The organism is Microbacterium wangyouchuni, from assembly GCF_051546305.1.
In the GTDB taxonomy this organism is placed as follows: Bacteria; Actinomycetota; Actinomycetes; order Actinomycetales; family Microbacteriaceae; genus Microbacterium.
The window spans coordinates 340,276-355,792 of the sequence record NZ_JBPTMA010000003.1 but is presented as its reverse complement, the minus strand read 5'-3'; the positions used below and the strand labels follow the sequence as shown (position 1 = coordinate 355,792).

At 67.3% G+C, this 15,517-nt stretch carries 16 protein-coding genes; 2 read left to right on the top strand and 14 right to left on the bottom strand.

Annotation, left to right across the window (positions count from 1 at the left end; genetic code table 11):
* Positions 1-8 precede the first annotated feature (8 nt).
* The 11 genes from ACSS7Z_RS08290 to ACSS7Z_RS08240 form a co-directional block, all read right to left on the bottom strand.
* Complete coding sequence (locus tag ACSS7Z_RS08290) at positions 9-1,037, bottom strand: MBL fold metallo-hydrolase (RefSeq protein WP_438254051.1); 1,029 nt, start codon at positions 1,035-1,037, stop codon at positions 9-11.
* A gap of 42 nt (positions 1,038-1,079) precedes the next feature.
* Positions 1,080-3,131, bottom strand: a complete 2,052-nt coding sequence (locus ACSS7Z_RS08285; RefSeq protein WP_438254050.1) for an acetate--CoA ligase family protein — start codon at positions 3,129-3,131, stop codon at positions 1,080-1,082.
* Entirely contained in the window at positions 3,132-4,004 is an 873-nt protein-coding gene (locus ACSS7Z_RS08280; protein WP_438254048.1) for an enoyl-CoA hydratase/isomerase family protein, read from the bottom strand. It abuts the gene before it with no gap.
* A gap of 1 nt (position 4,005) precedes the next feature.
* Complete coding sequence (locus ACSS7Z_RS08275; RefSeq protein ID WP_438254047.1) at positions 4,006-4,806, bottom strand: acetoacetate decarboxylase family protein; 801 nt, start codon at positions 4,804-4,806, stop codon at positions 4,006-4,008.
* A 10-nt stretch (positions 4,807-4,816) separates the two neighbouring features.
* Positions 4,817-5,893: an LLM class flavin-dependent oxidoreductase gene (locus ACSS7Z_RS08270; RefSeq protein ID WP_438254046.1), complete on the bottom strand. Its 1,077-nt coding sequence runs from the start codon at positions 5,891-5,893 to the stop codon at positions 4,817-4,819.
* Positions 5,894-5,933: 40 nt separating this feature from the next.
* The gene (locus ACSS7Z_RS08265; RefSeq protein ID WP_438254044.1) at positions 5,934-7,085 is read right to left on the bottom strand and encodes an acyl-CoA dehydrogenase family protein; all 1,152 of its coding nucleotides are present in this window, start codon (positions 7,083-7,085) and stop codon (positions 5,934-5,936) included.
* 12 nt (positions 7,086-7,097) lie between these two features.
* Positions 7,098-8,027, bottom strand: coding sequence for a cyclase family protein (locus tag ACSS7Z_RS08260; protein ID WP_438254042.1), 930 nt, complete (start codon positions 8,025-8,027; stop codon positions 7,098-7,100).
* Entirely contained in the window at positions 8,024-8,947 is a 924-nt protein-coding gene (locus ACSS7Z_RS08255) for an amidohydrolase family protein (RefSeq protein ID WP_438254040.1), read from the bottom strand. The genes ACSS7Z_RS08260 and ACSS7Z_RS08255 overlap by 4 nt, the downstream gene beginning before the upstream one ends.
* A 46-nt stretch (positions 8,948-8,993) precedes the next feature.
* Positions 8,994-9,776, bottom strand: coding sequence for an enoyl-CoA hydratase/isomerase family protein (locus ACSS7Z_RS08250; protein ID WP_438254038.1), 783 nt, complete (start codon positions 9,774-9,776; stop codon positions 8,994-8,996).
* Positions 9,777-9,903: 127 nt separating this feature from the next.
* Positions 9,904-10,557, bottom strand: a complete 654-nt coding sequence (locus tag ACSS7Z_RS08245; RefSeq protein WP_438254037.1) for a GntR family transcriptional regulator — start codon at positions 10,555-10,557, stop codon at positions 9,904-9,906.
* 133 nt (positions 10,558-10,690) lie between these two features.
* Entirely contained in the window at positions 10,691-11,773 is a 1,083-nt protein-coding gene (locus ACSS7Z_RS08240; protein WP_438254035.1) for a flavin reductase, read from the bottom strand.
* A 90-nt stretch (positions 11,774-11,863) separates the two neighbouring features.
* Between ACSS7Z_RS08240 and ACSS7Z_RS08235 the strand changes: the two genes are divergently transcribed.
* The gene (locus tag ACSS7Z_RS08235; protein ID WP_438254033.1) at positions 11,864-12,163 is read left to right on the top strand and encodes a hypothetical protein; all 300 of its coding nucleotides are present in this window, start codon (positions 11,864-11,866) and stop codon (positions 12,161-12,163) included.
* A gap of 6 nt (positions 12,164-12,169) precedes the next feature.
* Here ACSS7Z_RS08235 and ACSS7Z_RS08230 read toward each other — a convergent pair whose 3' ends face one another.
* Positions 12,170-12,934, bottom strand: a complete 765-nt coding sequence (locus ACSS7Z_RS08230; protein ID WP_438254032.1) for an enoyl-CoA hydratase/isomerase family protein — start codon at positions 12,932-12,934, stop codon at positions 12,170-12,172.
* An 83-nt stretch (positions 12,935-13,017) separates the two neighbouring features.
* On the opposite strand from ACSS7Z_RS08230, the gene ACSS7Z_RS08225 reads away from it, so the two are divergent.
* Positions 13,018-14,142 carry an oxidoreductase gene (locus tag ACSS7Z_RS08225; RefSeq protein WP_438254030.1) on the top strand — a complete coding sequence of 375 codons (1,125 nt, stop codon included), beginning with the start codon at positions 13,018-13,020 and terminating at the stop codon, positions 14,140-14,142.
* Between the two features lie 16 nt (positions 14,143-14,158).
* Here ACSS7Z_RS08225 and ACSS7Z_RS08220 read toward each other — a convergent pair whose 3' ends face one another.
* Positions 14,159-14,677, bottom strand: a complete 519-nt coding sequence (locus ACSS7Z_RS08220; RefSeq protein ID WP_438254029.1) for an HtaA domain-containing protein — start codon at positions 14,675-14,677, stop codon at positions 14,159-14,161.
* Positions 14,678-14,721: 44 nt separating this feature from the next.
* Positions 14,722-15,498, bottom strand: a complete 777-nt coding sequence (locus ACSS7Z_RS08215) for an enoyl-CoA hydratase-related protein (RefSeq protein WP_438254027.1) — start codon at positions 15,496-15,498, stop codon at positions 14,722-14,724.
* Positions 15,499-15,517 lie beyond the last annotated feature (19 nt).

The window sequence follows — 15,517 nt, the reverse complement described above, 5'->3', positions numbered from 1 at the left end:
CGCCCGTATTAGCGTGCGACGGCGTACACCGGCACGCCATCGTCGCGCAGCTCTCGCCTGGCCCACCCGAGGGTGACCGCGCGACCGATGCGCGCCAGGGTGTCGGCGAAGGCGAGGAACCACTCGTCGTTGACGAGCTCGGTGAAGCTCTTCCTGCCGCCGCGCCACCGCAGGCGGGAGGCGAGTTCGAATGCGCTGCTCGGCCGATCGTCCAGCACATCGCGCAGCGACGAGACCTTCGCATCGACGTAGTCAAGGTGGGCGCGGATGAGTGAAGTCGGGTCGTCGACCGCCGGACCGTGGCCGGGCAGGCAGACGCGCACGTCCAGTTCGCCGAGCGCAGTCAAGCCCCGCACGTAGTCGGTCAGCGGATCGGGTGCGGTGAACGGTCGCACCGTGACATGCGGATTGCCGTGCCCGCGCGGCAACAGCGCATCGCCGCAGAACAGAACGCCGGTGGCTTCCTCGAACAGCGAGGCATGACCGGGGGTGTGCCCTGGCGTGCCCACCACGCGCAGACTCCGGCCGCCGACGGTGACGATCTCGCCGTCATCACACCACCGGATCGACTCGGTCGGCATCGGCAGGTCGGGCATCTTCGTGTCGACGATCGCGTCGGCTGTCTCCTCCGGGAAGCCGAGGCCGCGGTACCAGTCGACGGCGGATGCCCGATCCGGCAGCCCCTGATAGTCGGACATGGCCGCGACCGTCGGTTGCTCGGCCCGGTGCAGTCGCACCCCACCGTCCGCCGGTAGCCGTGCGCCCAGATAGTCGGTGAACCCGGAGTGGTCACGGTGGGCGTGGGTGATGAACACCTCGCTCATCGGGGCCCGCTTGCGCCGAGCGACATCCAGCAGGGCATCCAGATGCGTCGTCGCGACGCCCATCCACCACGCGGTGTCGATGAACAGCGATTCGCCGTGCCCGACCACCGCGTAGGCGTTGGTGCTGATCCGGTACGGAGTGCTGATCATCTCCGCACCGGTGCGCCAGATGCCTGGCAGCACCTCTTCGGGCTCGTGCAGCTCGGCAACCATGGGTGCACGCTCCTCTCCCCGGCATCCGTGCCGGGCGCATGATCAGTCGTACAGGTGCGCCTTGACGTCGAGTGCGGCGATAGCGCCGTCCGAATCAATCACCAGCGGGTTCAGGTCCAGCGACTCGATGGTCGGATCGCGCATGAGTTCCTCCAGCGCGCGCACGACGGCGATGAAGCCCTCGTGCTCGGCGACCGAGGGTGCGTAGCGCCGGAGCAGGTCATCGCGCTGCCGGTCCGACAGCGGCAGCAGCCGCACGCCGACACGCTTGTCCTCCACACCCGATCCGCCGGGACCAACTGCGAGGAAGGGTGTTCCGTCTGCCGAGCGGGACAGCCCGACGAACAGCTCCTCCTCGAAGGAGATCCGCTCGGAGAAGGTCACATCGCTGTCGAACAGCGCACGGAGGTAGTCCGTCGCCGCCACGGCTGCGGAGAGGTCGGGGATGTGTGTGAGCACGCCGCCCGCGTTCGCGCGGTGTGCGAGTCCGGCATCTGCCTTCGCCACCAGTGGGAAGCGCGCACCCGCCAGCGTCTCTGCGACATCTGCGGTGCGCCCGACCCGCCGTTCCCCCGGCCAGCGCACGGGCACGCCGTAGAGGAGTGCGCGCACGGCTTCGTCGGTAACCACGTGCGTGAAGCCGCCGGCTGGCGCCGGGTACGAGCCAACGTCGTCGCAGCCCGCGTCGCCGCGCGACCACGTCGACAGTGCCACGATCTTGGCGACAGTCTGCGCCGCACCGAAGGCGATCGTCACATCCGGGCCGTACTGGTCAGGCACGCGGAACTCGCGGCGGTCAACGCCGGTGGCCAGCATCGGCTGCTTCCCATGCGCGATCGTGGCGTCAATGGCGTCCTGCGTCCAGCGGATATGCGCGGGGATGCGCGCATCCGGGATGTCGAACAGATGCACGGCGATGTCGATGTTCGGGTCGGAGACGATCGCCTCCACCCTGCGCTGGAACTCGTCCGGCTTGCCCAGCAGACCCGCGCCCATGTCGAAGGGGTTGTAGACCATGTCGACCTCCTCCTCACCAAGCAGGGTGACGGCGGTGTCGCGCTCGAATGGCGGCAGCTCGATGTCGGTCTTGGCCAGTTGGTCACTCAGCGAGATGAGCGCGCCGCCGCTGCCTGCGAATACTCCGACCCGGCCGCGGCCGAACCGGCGGTAGCCGGCCGACTCCAGCGCCGAAAGCGATGACACCATGTCGTCGACGGTGGAGACGACCACGACGCCGAACTGCTCGGCGATGCCAAGGATGAGCCTGGTCGGCGAACCGATGGCCCCGGTGTGCGAGGCAGCGATCGCCTGTCCACGCTCGGACAGGCCGGCCAGCAGCAGCACGATCGGCACGCCGGCCCTCGTCGCATCCTGCACGAAGCGGGCGAACTCGTCGAGATCGCCGACGTCCTCGAGATACAGGCCGATGGCACCTACGTCGTCGGCCAGCAGCGCGCGGCCGAGCGTGAGATAGTCCATCACCGCCGAGCCACCGAGTGCGAAGACCGTGTGCAGGCCGATGCCGGCCTCGCTCGCTGCCGAACCGGAGGAGATCGCGATCGAACCGCTCTGCGCCATCAGCACCGTGCGTCCTGGCTTGGGAGTGCCCCGCAGCCGACCGTCCAGCACATTGACGTTGTGACGCGGCGAGATGAACCCGAGTGACTGCGGGCCGAACAGGGGGATGCCGGTGCGCAGCGACCACTCCCGCAGCGTCGCCTGCGCTTCGTGGTCGCCGGCCTCGGCGAAGCCCCCGCTGAATACGATCACGGCGTGCGGGCGGCGCTCGGCGAGCTCATCGAGCAGCCCGAGCACCGCTTCGGCACCGACGAGCAGCCAGACGATGCCGAGCTCGCCCTCGACCTCGGCCAACGAGGTGGCCGCGTCGATGCCGTAGACGGTGCCGCCTCGGCGGCTGACGACGTTGATCGTCCCGGTGAACGGGATCGTGCTCTCCCGCAAGGAGGTCATTATCCAGCCGGTCGTCCCGCCGGTCTCATTCGCTCCGACGAGCGTGACGGCCGGGGCCTTCCACGTCTGCGCCAGTGCGGCGCTCCAGTCGATCCCGGCCGACTGGACCTGTTCGGCGAGCATTCAGTGACCTCCGTACTCGGGCTCAGGCTGCTTGTCCAGCCAGGCGATGACCGATGCCTCGTGGTCGGTCGAGATCATGGTCAGCGATTCCAGCGCAGCTCCCGTGAGGGCGCCGCGGGCGTTGGTCTCCCTGGCCATGCTGTTGAAGACACGCTTGGTCCAGCGGATGGCCAGCGGCGGGAGGGTCGCGAGATCCTCTGCGATCTCTCGGGCCTTCGCGATGACCTCCTCGTGCGGCACGGCGTAGTTGATCAGACCGATGCGCTCAGCCTCGGCTCCCTTCACCAGCCGACCGGTGAGGATCATCTCCTTGGCCCGCGGCAACCCGACCAGCGCCGGGAACATGTACGCGCCCGGCGACATGAGCCCGCGGCGCACGTGCGGATCGCCGATCTTGGCGTTCTCGTCCATCACCGTGACGTCGGAGTACAGCGCAAGGCCGAGCCCCGCGCCGATGGCGTGTCCGGTGATCGCCGAAACGATCGGCACGTCGACGCCGAAGATGGCTCCTGACAGCTCGTCCGAGCGGTCCACCGGGATGCGTGCGACCCAGTCCGGGTTATCGCGGATGTGGCCCATGCGAGTGGCCTGCTCGCGCATGCCGTTCACATCGCCGCCCGCGGAGAAGCGGTTGCCCCGCCCCTGCAGCATGATCGCGCGCACCCGCGGGTCGTAGCGCACCAGCCGGAAGAACTGTGTCAGCTCCGGCGTCATCTTATCGCTGGGGTTGGCCTTAGCAGGGTCAGACCCCAGGGTCACCACGCAGATGGTGCCCTGGAAGTCGACCTCGATGGCCCGGAACTCGGGATACCCCGGCGGTTCAGTCGGCGCCTTGCGGTGACCGTCCGCGCCGATCTGCGAGCTCGTGGACATGTCAGTTCTCCGAGGCGGGACGGATCGTCAGCAACGACGGCTCCACCGAGTCCGAGACGAACTGGATCGGGCGCAGGGTGATGTCTGCGATGGTCGACACCGCGGAGACGCGATGGCGCATCCGCATGCCCTCCAGCCCCCAGCCCGCCGCGTCGAAGTGACGGATGTCCGGAGTGCTGACCTCGGCGACCTTGAACGTGAAGTTCTCGGCGACCTGCACCACCCGCAGCCCCTTCGGGGTGTGCGCGAGGTCAACGCTGGAATTGATGCCCATCGAGCTGCCTGCGGTGAGGATCGGGCTCGACGTGACGATCCGAAGGATCTCGCCCCCACCATCCTCGACTGTGAGGTGGCTGCCGTCGTGGTAGCGGCGCATGTGCACCTTCTCTGCCGCGCGCACCGGGATGCCCCAGCCGGACCGCAGAGGTTCGACGGCGTCAGGGTTGTCCGTCAGCGCCACCAGCTGGAAGATGCGGGGACGGTAGCCGAAGCGGCACAGCACGCCGATCTGGGCGATCGTCGTCGGCCCCCACGGGGTGTCGGGCAGATGGTACGCCCGCACCATGGCGAACGACGGTCCGCGCAGCGGCGCCAACGACGGCGGAAGGAAGCTCGCCGCCGAGAACATGTCCATCTCGTAGATCACCTGGAGGAACCGCGCATCCGCGAAGGTGACCTCCTCGGCGGCGAACTCCTCGATGACCGGGGCGTGCTTGGCGAGCTCCTCGATGGAGGCCTCGCCGAACTCCGCCCAGTCGGGAATGAACTGCAGGGTCGTCTTCGACCCGGTCACTTGTGCCATGATCCGCTCCTCAGGCCTTCTTGAACTTGGGCATGACTTCACGTGCGAACACGCGCATGCTGTTGAGTACGTCCTCCTGCGGGACCGCCTCCATGGCCTGCACCACGAAGTTCAGTCCGTCCACACCGATGGACTCCCACTTCTTGATGACGCCGATGATGCGGTCGGGGTCGCCGACCGCGAGTCCCGGCGGGATGCCGGTGTCGTCGGTGGATCCGAGGGCCTCCTGTCGGAGGGTGGGAAGGAAGCCGCCTACCTGGTACGTCGGTGAGGAGTAGACCTCCTTGACCGGCGAACCGTGAGAGGTGCCGTAGTTGAAGTTGTCCAGCAACCCGCGCCCGATCCTCGCGGCGCGCTGCGAGTCCTCATCGCAGAACATGAAGTTCGTCGTCTGCACCTGCTCGTTGATGAACGATCCGACCGGCTCACAGTTGCGGATGATGCGACGGTAGTTCTCGATCTTCTTCGCCTGCTGGTCGTAGCCGCCCATGCTCAGGCCGAAGGAGCCGAGACCGCGCTCGGCGGCGTCGACCTCGGTGCCTTCACTGGTGACCGCCACCCACATCGGCGGGTGCGGGTCCTGGTAGGGCTTGGGGATGACCTCACGCTCCGGCATGCTGAAGAAGCGCCCCTCGTGCGAGAAGGTCCGCTGCGTCCACATCTTCGGGATGGCGCGGACCCATTCGTCCCACGACTCCTTGGTGGTGTGCGGGTCGGCCATGAATCCGCCGAGCTCGCCCCAGCCGCCGGAGCGTCCGGTACCGAGGTCGACGCGACCGCCCGAGAGGTAGTCGAGCACCGCGGTGCGCTCGGCGATCTTGATCGGGTGATTCATTCCGGGCACCAGCACCGAGATGCCGAAGCCGAGGCGGATGTTCTTGGTCTCACGCGCCAGAGCGCCGAAGAAGACCTCAGGCGCGATGGAGAAGGAGAACGGGTTGGAGAAGTGGTGCTCCACCAGCCACACATAGTCGAAGCCGAGCTCATCTGCGAGCTTGACCTGTTCGATCACATTCTCATAGGCCTGGAGGATGCCCTCCCGGCTCGAGTCGATGGAGCCGATCTCGTACAGCAGTCCGAATTTCACCGGGTATCACCTTTCCTTATTCGCGACGGGACGATGCCCGTCATCGTGCACCCTTGGCCGCGTACTCGCGCAGCAGATGCTTGCCGACAATGAGTTTCTGGAGCTCGAGCACGCCCTGCCCGACGTCGTAGAATTTGCCCTCTCGGTACAGCCGCTCCAGCACCATCTCGTGCGTGAAGCCGTACGCCCCGCACACCTGTATGGCGAGGCTGGAGACCTCGCGAGCCATCCGGGCGCAGACGATCCGCGTCGATGCGGCGATGCGCTTGAGGTCGGGATCCCTGGCGTCGACGGCCCTGGCTGCCCACTGCACCATGGTCCGGGCGCCGTCGACATGTGCGGCCATCTCGCCCAGTGCCACCTGGATCGTGGGGAACTTGTCGCCGATGGCCTCGCCGCGGTGCTCGCGCCCAGAGGCATAGGCGACCGCTTCCTCGACGGCGCGACGGCCGATGCCGACGCAGATGGAGCTCGCGCGGATCTTCGCCTCGGCCTCGGTGGAGACCATGATGTCGAAGCCGTCCTCCTCGCCGCCGAGCAGCGCGTCGTCATCGACGTGGACATCTATCGAGACGGGTGCGGTGCCCTGCCCGCCAAAGGCGAGCATCTTGATCGACGGACCCGGGTCCCACCCGGCCTTTGTGGTGTCGACCAGGAACGCGCCGAGCCGGCGCTCGGTGGTCTTGGCATAGACCAGCGCCACATCGGCGTGGGGCGCGAAGGAGGTGAACATCTTCGATCCTGTGATGCGCCAGCCGGAGCCCTCGCGCGTGGCGCGGGTGAGGATCTGCTGCGGGTCGGAGCCAGTCTGGGGCTCCGTGAACGACCAGGCGCCCAGCATCCCGCCGCTGATCAGTTTTTCGCCCCAGCGAGCGCGCTGGACCTCGGTGCCGAAGTTGCGGATGGCGCTGGCGACCTGCACGGTCGGGCCGGAGTACAGGGCGGCCACGGCTCCGTGACTGGCGACCTCCTCGATCGCCTCGACGTATGCCAAGAATGATCCGGCGTGGCCGGAGTCCTCGTCGGGGAAAGGCATGGTCGGCAGGCCCAGCTCGCACAACAGGTCCCACAGCTCACGGGAGAACACCTGCGAGCGGTCCACCTCTGCGGCCAGTTCGCGGATCCGCTCTTGGCCGGCGTCCCGCAGCGCCGCGAAGACGTCGGGGTCGAGGTGGGTGGAGGTGGTGGTCACGCGGATCTCCGATCAGAGGACAGCAACGGGGGCGATGGGGCTGCCTGTCGCGCCGCGGATGCGCAGCGGACTGGCGATGAAGAGGAACTCCGCGCGTCCGGTCGCCGAGAGCTCTTCGAGGTCGAGGAACTCCAGCAGGTAGATGGCGCAGTCGCGGATGAGGAACTGGTGCACGGGGCACACTGTTCCGGGCGCCCACGGCAGCACCTCGACACCGGAGTTGTCCGCACCGACGAGCGAGACGTCTGCGCGGGCGAGGAACTCGGAGGCGTCCAAGCCGATGCCAGGGCGGTCGCCGTGATAGGCGATCTCCTCCGACTCCCACACGTTGATCCAGCCGGTGCGGATGAGTACCGCATCACCCCGCTCCAGCGTGGTACCCGAGACGTCGAGCACCTCCTGGAGGTCGGCCGCGGTGATCTCGTACCCGGGGTCGAGGTGGTCCACACCCCGGTGCCCGGCGACATCGATCAGCACGCCGCGGGTGAGGAAGGCCGGTGCCTTATCGATTCCCAGCTTGCGCAGCCCGCTGCTGCGCACCGCTACGTGACTGTAGCCGTTGTAGAGGGTGTCGCCGTACCAGACGTGACCGATCGCATCGAGGTGGGTCACCGCGCCGTGGGTGGCCATCGAGATGTGGTCAGCCGCCGCTTGGAACCCCTGCGGCGCCTTCGCGCCTGCGAGGTAATCGCCGGCGTCGTTGAGCATGAAGTGCTGCGGGGGCGCGCCGTTGCGTGGCGCGTGGCGGTCGCCGATCACCTGCGACAACGCCACCACCTCGCCGGTCTGGGGCAGACGGAGAGCGGCGAGGATGGACGTCGGAGTGATGTGGTTGCCCGCTCCGGACTCGTCCGCATCACCCCAGCGCCCCCAGTTGGTGAACTCCGGGCGCGCCGGAGTCTCACCGTCGGCCGCTGCTCGCGGCGTCCATCCTGTGCTCATCGCCTGGCGTCCTGCCTGTCGAGGATCCGCTTCATGTTGCTGTACAGGAACTTCTCCAGCACCTCGTCGGGGAGGTCGAGGTTGCGAGCGTCCGGCACAGCCTTGGAGACGTTGATGAGCGGGTAGTCGGTACCGAAGATCACCTTGTCCGCGCCGGGCTGCGCGTGCCAGCTGCCCGCCATGAACTCCAGTAGCTCCTTCGGGTAGCGCTTGGGTGACCACGCGGAGGTGCAGATGTAGAGGTTCTGGTGCTTCGCCGCGAGGTGGGTCATCATACCGACCCACGGGTCACCGATGTGGTGGCCGACGATGGTGAGGTCGGGGAAGGCTAACGCCACGTCGTCGAGGTGCAGCGGGTAGTTCGGGTACGTCGGCCACAGCGGCCCGGGCATGCCGATGTAGGTGAAGACGAACAGGTCCAGCTCCACGCACTTGGCGTACAGCGGATAGAACCACCGGTCGTTGGGCGGCATGCCGTAGGGAGCGGGCAGGATGTGCACGCCACGGATGCCGTACTTCTCCTTGTGCTCCTCGAGGATGCGGGGATTCTCAAGGATGTCCCAGAAGGTGGCAGGTCCCTGCTTCGGAGGCAGGATGGTCCCGGCGTGCTCGTAGCGGCCCGGGAACTTCTGCATAATGTCGTAGTGCTCCCGGATGCGGCTTTCCAGCTCGGGGCGCTCAGCCTCGTAGTACAGCGAGGCCTGGAAGATCGCCAGCTCGACACCGTTGTCGATGAGCTCCTGTGTGCTCTCCTCAGCCGTGGCCGGCTTCGTCGCCGGCTTGCCCTTCTGGTCGAAGAAGCGCATGGCACGTGCGCGCTGGGGATCCTGTCGCCACGATTCCTGGTCACCGAAGGTGTCGGCGGTCGTCGCCGCCCACCCCGGGTGGTAGAAGGCATCGATCACTGGGCCGTCATACATGTTCTCTCCCTGTTTGTCGTCGGTGGTCAAGCCGTCGGTCTGTCGATCAGACGCTGGCGGCAGTTCTGCGCCTGGATCGTGCCCGTTCCAGGACGGTCACTATGAGTTCGGGCGAGGTCAGTTCCGCGGCGGCTGGCTGCAGTCGCCCTTCCTCGGCGACTGCGTCCATAAATGCGGTCTGATCGCGGTCGTTGATCAGGTGCTTGGTCATCACCAGCGCGTGGGCCGGCGCCTGCCGCAGTTCCGTGAGGACGTCTTCGACGGCCTCATCGAGCACGCCGGGCGGACAAGATCGGGAGATCAGGCCTGCTGCGCACGCCTCCTCGACGGTGATCCAGCGGCCGGTCATCAGCAGGTCCCTGGCACGAGCCGCGCCGAGTGCCTGCGGCAGCAGGTACGTCGCGCCAGCGTCAGGCACGAATCCGAGGTGCACAAAGCTGAGCCTGATCTTGGTGTCGAGATCGGCGATCACCAGGTCTGCGCTCAGCGCGAGGGCTGCAGCGGCACCGATCGCAGCGCCCTCAACCGCGGCGATGACGACCTGGTCCAGCGAGCGAATGGCACCTATGGTACCTTCCATCCTGATGCGGTAGTCCTCAACGTAGTCGTCGGGGAGCCCTTCGGCTAGCTGGCTGACATCGCCGCCACTGGAGAAGATGCCCTCGGCACCGCGCAGAACCACGAACCTGATGTCCGGGAGCTCACGAAGCTCGGCCAGTCGCCCCGCGAGCGCGTGATGCATCTGACGCGAGAGGGCGTTCTTCTTGGGCCCCGTGAGGGTCAGAACGGCGACATCACCGCTGACCGAGAAGGCGACATTGGGCTTCACGTCTTTGACTATATCTGATCAAAGATCAGAGGTCAACGATTTCTCCGTCACTTTCGTCGGCGCACTCACGGCGGGAGCGACGAAGCGGCACGACGGTCGGAACCGTCGTGCCGCTTTCGTTGGCACATCAGCCGGCAGGCGCCTCGATGAGGCAGCCGATGAGCTTGCCACCCTGGGCGAAATGCTCCTCGGCAAGCCTGCGGGATTCGACCGCATCGCGCCGCTCGAGCGCGGCGATGATCTTGGGGTGGTCCGCGAGGGAAGCGTCCAGAATGCCCGGCACCGCCTCATACAGGTCCTCGCGGACGTAGCGGTGCGAGAGCCGGAGGAACCAGCGGATGCGGTCACCGTTCGGGATCTTCGCGATGTAACGGTGGAATTCCGCGTTCAAGCGCGCGGCGTCGCGCAATGTCGCCTTGGTGAGGCTGCGCTCGCTGAGCGCCTCGAGCTTGCTGTGGATGGTGCGGAGGTTCTCGATATCCTCCTCGGTCGCCGCCTCCGCGGCGCGCGCGGCGAGGATGCCGGTCAGCACCGCCTGCACCTCGAAGAGGTCGTCGAGGTCGCCCTGCGACAGCGGCCTCGCTCGGAAACCACGGCGCGGCTCGACGTCGACCAGGCCCTCATTGGACAGTGTGATCAGCGCCTCACGCACCGGCATGCTGCTGACGTCGAGCTCCCGCGCCAGCGCGTCGAGCGGAATACGCTGACCGGCTTCGTATCGCCCGGCCAGGATGTCCTGACGAAGCGATTCGGCGATCTCGTCGCCGAGCTTCTGCCGCACTCGAATCATTGCCTACCCCCGTGGATGGTGCTCACCGCCCCCTGTCGAGCGGTTCGTGAACGATATTAGATCATAGATGCCAGGTTACGAGACTTTTCGCTAGACTTCGCGCCCTCGCCCGGAACCCTTGATCTCAGCGCACGCGCTCGATGCGCGATGCCGCTTCCTTGAGCCGGTCGACGGTGGCCATGAGCGCAACTCCAGCCAACCCCTCCTGCATGCCGTAAATCGTCAGCGCCAGCGAGACCGAGCCCGCCGAGTCATGCAGCGGCGCGGTGAGATTGAACTCCTCGTCGACCGCGTCGCCGAGCGCGAGTCGGTCGTTGACGCTGACGAAGCGGTCCGCCCACGTGCCGGCGGGACGACGCTGCACCGCAGCCGACCAGCCGCGCTGGGCGATCGCGTCGAGCGTGTCGAGCATCGCGGCGCGATCACCGTTGCCCTCACTCAGGGCGACACCTGCTGTGACCCACTCCTCGCGCTCGGAGGCCGAGCCCTCCGCCGCGAAGGCGATCGCATAGGGCGGACCGGCCGCGCTGGTGTCGCCGACCCGCTGCTTGACGCGCGTGCTCAGCGGGGTCCAGGTGCTCGCCATGAGCATGATCTCGCCTTCGTCGCGACCGGTGATGGCCACGTCCACGCCCAACTCGCGCTCCAACTGGAGCATCTCCACGCGGGCGGTGTCCAGCAACGATGCCCGCTTCGGGTCGTCGAACTGCTGCGCGAACAGCGGGCCGGGGGTGAACCGCCCATAGCCCCCACGGAAGAACACCAGCGGCAGCGCATCCTTCTCCAGGTCGAGCTCGCGCACGGCGCCGATCACGATGAAGTGGTCACCCGCGTCGACGACGTTCTCGATCTCGCAGTCGATCCATGCCACGGCTTCGTCGATGATGGGCGAGCCCAGCCCGCTGCGACGCCAGGCGACATCGGTGAACTTCTGATCCGACGGCCGGGCCATCTGCCTGCACAGGTGCTCCTGTTCCCAGGTGAGCACATTCACGCAGAACCGACCGGAGCGCTCGATGAGCGGCCAGGTGGTCGAGGTCTTCTGCGGCAGGAAGGCCACCAGCGGCGGATCGAGGGAGACAGAGGTGAAGGTACCCACCGTCATTCCGATCGGACGATCCTCGTCCGTCGAGGTGACGACGCTGACGCCGGTGGGGTACTGACCGAGCACCTGCCGGAACCGGGCCGCATCGATGTGCACTGTCATCTTCGCCTCCGTATCGCTGAGATTTTCGATATCGTATCAAGAATAGGACCCCGTGACGAGGGGCTCCCCCACACGAACCGAAGGCGGACCATGCGCATCACCGTAACCACCCACGTCGACGTCGAGCAGGTCGACGACCTCACCGCCCTCTCGGTGGCGACCGACCTGCCTCTGGGCGACGTGGATGCACACCTGCGCGCCGCGGGCCTGGGCCGAGCCACGGACGAGCATGTCTGGATCGAGGCGGAGCCGCTGCAGTCCGCAGCATCCGCTCTGTCGACCGCGGCCGACTGGAACGACGGGTTCGCCCGCATGCTCGACTATGCGCGCTCCAAGGGCTGGGTCGACGACACTGGCGCGATCCGCGCGCACGTCACGCCACTGCGCTGATCGGCGTCAGTCGCCCGTGGCGGTGTAGCGGTACCCGCCGTCGGTGGCTGACTGAAAGTCGGCGGAGCGGTACAGCCGCTCCTGCGCGGCGCGCTCGTGACGGCTGGCGTCCTCGAACGACGCCAACAGCGGCGCCCGCATTGTTCCACGGATAGCGGCAAGCGCTTCGCGAGGCTGCGCGGCAAGTAGCGCGGCGAACTCCACCGAGGCGGTGCTCACATCCTCCAGCCGTGCGACCCGGTCGACGAGCCCGATCCGCTCCGCCTCGAGCATCGAGACCTTCCGTCCCGTCGAGAGCAGCTCGGTCGCACGCTGCCGACCAACTGTCTCGGTGAGGGTTGCCGTCAGGCCGAAGCCATGATGGATGCCGATTCCGACGAACTTCGGCCAGAGGTACGCAGTCTCGGCCGCGACGCGATGATCGGCGCACATGGCCACACCCAACCCCACACCGATGCTGCCACCGGTAAGTTCGGCCACCCAGGGCTTGGCGACGTCGATGAGCTGCGGCGCACAGGCATAAATGGCCTCGGCTGTGTCCTCCGGATCTCGAATCGTGCGCCAATCGCGACCCGCGCAGAAGTGCTTGCCCTCCGCGCGCACCACGATCGCACCACAGTCGGGATCGGCAGCCAACTCGTGCAGCGCATTGGCGAGTTCGCGCAGCAGGAAGACCGTCAGGTAATTCTCGGCACCGCCGAGCATCGCGATCACGCCGACGCCGTCGTCGCCCGGCCGTGCCGTGCGGATGCGCGCACCATCGTCAACCACCGAAGCCTCCTCGCTTTGATATTTGATATCATAGCCCTATTCGAATCACGCCGTCATGGTCGACGGCCCCAGGGAGGAGATCGATGAGCACCCTGTTCGATCCGCTTCAGCTCCGCGGTACAGCGATCGCAAACCGCATTGTGATGTCGCCGATGACCCGCACCCACTCGCCGAATGGTGTGCCTGGCGAGGATGTGGCGACATACTACTGGCGTAGGGCCGTCGGCGGAACAGGGCTACTCATCACCGAGGGCGTAGCGATCGATCATCCGTCCTCCGTCGACCACTCCGATGTGCCCCGACTGTTCGGCGAGGAATCGCTGCAAGGGTGGCGACGGGTCGTCGAGGGCGTACACGACGCCGGCGGCCGGATCATGCCGCAGCTGTGGCACGTCGGTCCGTTGTGGGGCACCATGCAAGGAGGCTCGTCTCCCGCCATGCGCCCGTCCGGACTGTGGGGCACCCCCGGCGTGACCGCCTATCCGGCCGAGGTCGTCGCGGCTCTGCGGCATCCGACCACCGAGATGAGCGAGCACGACCTGCGAGCCGTGCTCGACGCGTACCGGCGTGCGGCCGCTGCGGCGGCCGAGACCGGGTTCGACGGCGTCGCCATCCACGGCGCGCACGGGTACCTGCTCGACGCGTTCCTCTGGGCCGACACCAACCGCAGGCAGGACGAGTGGGGAGGAGACGCTGCCAGGCGAGCCGCGTTCCCCGCCGCTGTCGTGCGCGCCGTGCGCGCCGAGATCGGCGAGGACCTGCCCATCCTCTTCCGCTTCTCGCAACACAAGCAGCAGGACTTCAAGGCCAAGCTCGCTGAAACCCCCGACGAGCTGGCGCAACTGTTGCGCCCGCTGGTCGACGCCGGCGCCGATGTGCTCGACGCCAGCACGCGTCGTTTCGACGCCCCCGCCTTCGACGGCAGTGATCTGCCCCTGGCCGGCTGGGCGAAGCAGCTCACCGGGGCCATGGCGATGGCGGTCGGAAGCTTCGGGTTGCGCGCATTCCGCCGCGACGGTTCCGCGTCGACTGCAGTCGACAGCATGGGCAGTCGCGCCGAGCTCGAGCGCCGACTGGACGCGGATGAGTTCGACCTCATCGCCGTGGGCCGCATGCACTTGGCCGATCCCGGCCTCGCCAGCACCCTGCGTAATGACGCGCCGCTGCCGGAGTTCGACCGCGAGCGTCACGAGTTCACCCTGCGCTGAGCGTCGGGCGTCGCGGTCACTGCGCGGGGATAAGCATCCGCAGCGGATCCATCAGGGTGCCGACCGGATAGGCGTCGCCGAGGAGTGAGACCCCCGCCGGCGTAAGCTGCGCGGTCACCGCTGGCCATGCCAGCGCGTCGCCGAGCCGCTGGGGCACCTCGCCGGTGAGCTCTGCGATCACGATCCGTTCCGTGTCAGCCGGGGACCCCTCCGGCACCGTACGGCGGATCGCGAGCGTCCCACCCGTCTCACCGAGCCGAATGACCGGCTCGGTGAAGGGCACGAAGAGCGCACCGTGATGCCCGGAGAACCGCACGTCGCCGCCGAAGCTCAGCACCCACCCACCGTCGCCGCGCGAGGCCGATGCGAACGGGAAGAAGAAGGTGCCGGCGCCATCGTCGTCAGCGCCGTCCGTCACGGAGTAGGCCCCGCCCGCCCCGCGGAGCACGTACTTGACGAAGGAATCCTTGATGCGCCAGTGCAACCCCGGATCGATGTCCGGAGTCTCGGAGGCGTCATCGCGCTCGTTTACCATGGGTCCGACACTGGCCGAATGTCGCAGCGCTGTCAAACGATCGCTCAGCGCTGCCGGAACCCCGGGGTGCGCTTCTCACGGAAGGCCGCCATGCCCTCCTTCTGATCCTCGGTATCGAAGAGCGCGGCGAACGCATCCTGCTCGTAGGCGAGCCCGTCCTCCAAACCTGCCTCGAGCGCCGTGGCGATCGATGCCTTCGCAGCCCGCAGTGAGGGCAGGGACTTCGACGCGATCAGCTCGGCGGTCTTCTCCACCTCGGGGAGGAGGTCGGGTGCCGCGACCACGCGTGACACCAACCCTGCATGCTCGGCCTCCTCCGCGCGCATCATGCGACCGGTGAAGATGAGATCCGCCGCCCTGTAGGCGCCGATCGCCCGGGCCAGCCGCTGCGTGCCGCCCATGCCGGGGATCACGCCGAGGTTGATCTCGGGCTGGCCAAAAAAGGCGGTGTCAGCGGCGATGATCACGTCGCACATCATCGCGAGTTCGCATCCGCCGCCGAGCGCGTAGCCGGAAACGGCTGCGATCACCGGCTTGCGGACCGCCACAAAGCGGTTCCACGCGCCGAAGTGATCGGTCTTGCGCATCTGCGCCGCCGTCATCGACTCCATCTCCTTGATGTCTGCACCGGCGGCAAAGGCCTTCTCGGAGCCGGTGACCACGATCGCGCCGACGCCGTCGTCGGCGTCGAAGGCTTCTGCCGCATCGGCCACTTCCCGGGACAACTGGGCGTTGAGTGCGTTCAGTGCCTCGGGACGGTTGAGAATGATCCAGCCCACACGTCCGTGCTGCTTGACCAGGATTGTCTCGTACTCGGCCATCATCGACTCCTCTCGACGA

Excerpts from the sequence above, each read along its gene's own strand:
- ACSS7Z_RS08255 (WP_438254040.1), bottom strand. The coding sequence starts at position 8,947 with ATGTATGACGGCCCAGTGATCGATGCCTTCTACCACCCGGGGTGGGCG.
- ACSS7Z_RS08220 (WP_438254029.1), bottom strand. The coding sequence starts at position 14,677 with ATGGTAAACGAGCGCGATGACGCCTCCGAGACTCCGGACATCGATCCG.
- ACSS7Z_RS08240 (WP_438254035.1), bottom strand. The coding sequence starts at position 11,773 with ATGACAGTGCACATCGATGCGGCCCGGTTCCGGCAGGTGCTCGGTCAG.
- ACSS7Z_RS08215 (WP_438254027.1), bottom strand. The coding sequence starts at position 15,498 with ATGGCCGAGTACGAGACAATCCTGGTCAAGCAGCACGGACGTGTGGGC.
- ACSS7Z_RS08260 (WP_438254042.1), bottom strand. The coding sequence starts at position 8,027 with ATGAGCACAGGATGGACGCCGCGAGCAGCGGCCGACGGTGAGACTCCG.
- ACSS7Z_RS08275 (WP_438254047.1), bottom strand. The coding sequence starts at position 4,806 with ATGGCACAAGTGACCGGGTCGAAGACGACCCTGCAGTTCATTCCCGAC.
- ACSS7Z_RS08290 (WP_438254051.1), bottom strand. The coding sequence starts at position 1,037 with ATGGTTGCCGAGCTGCACGAGCCCGAAGAGGTGCTGCCAGGCATCTGG.
- ACSS7Z_RS08235 (WP_438254033.1), top strand. The coding sequence starts at position 11,864 with ATGCGCATCACCGTAACCACCCACGTCGACGTCGAGCAGGTCGACGAC.
- ACSS7Z_RS08280 (WP_438254048.1), bottom strand. The coding sequence starts at position 4,004 with ATGTCCACGAGCTCGCAGATCGGCGCGGACGGTCACCGCAAGGCGCCG.
- ACSS7Z_RS08225 (WP_438254030.1), top strand. The coding sequence starts at position 13,018 with ATGAGCACCCTGTTCGATCCGCTTCAGCTCCGCGGTACAGCGATCGCA.
- ACSS7Z_RS08285 (WP_438254050.1), bottom strand. The coding sequence starts at position 3,131 with ATGCTCGCCGAACAGGTCCAGTCGGCCGGGATCGACTGGAGCGCCGCA.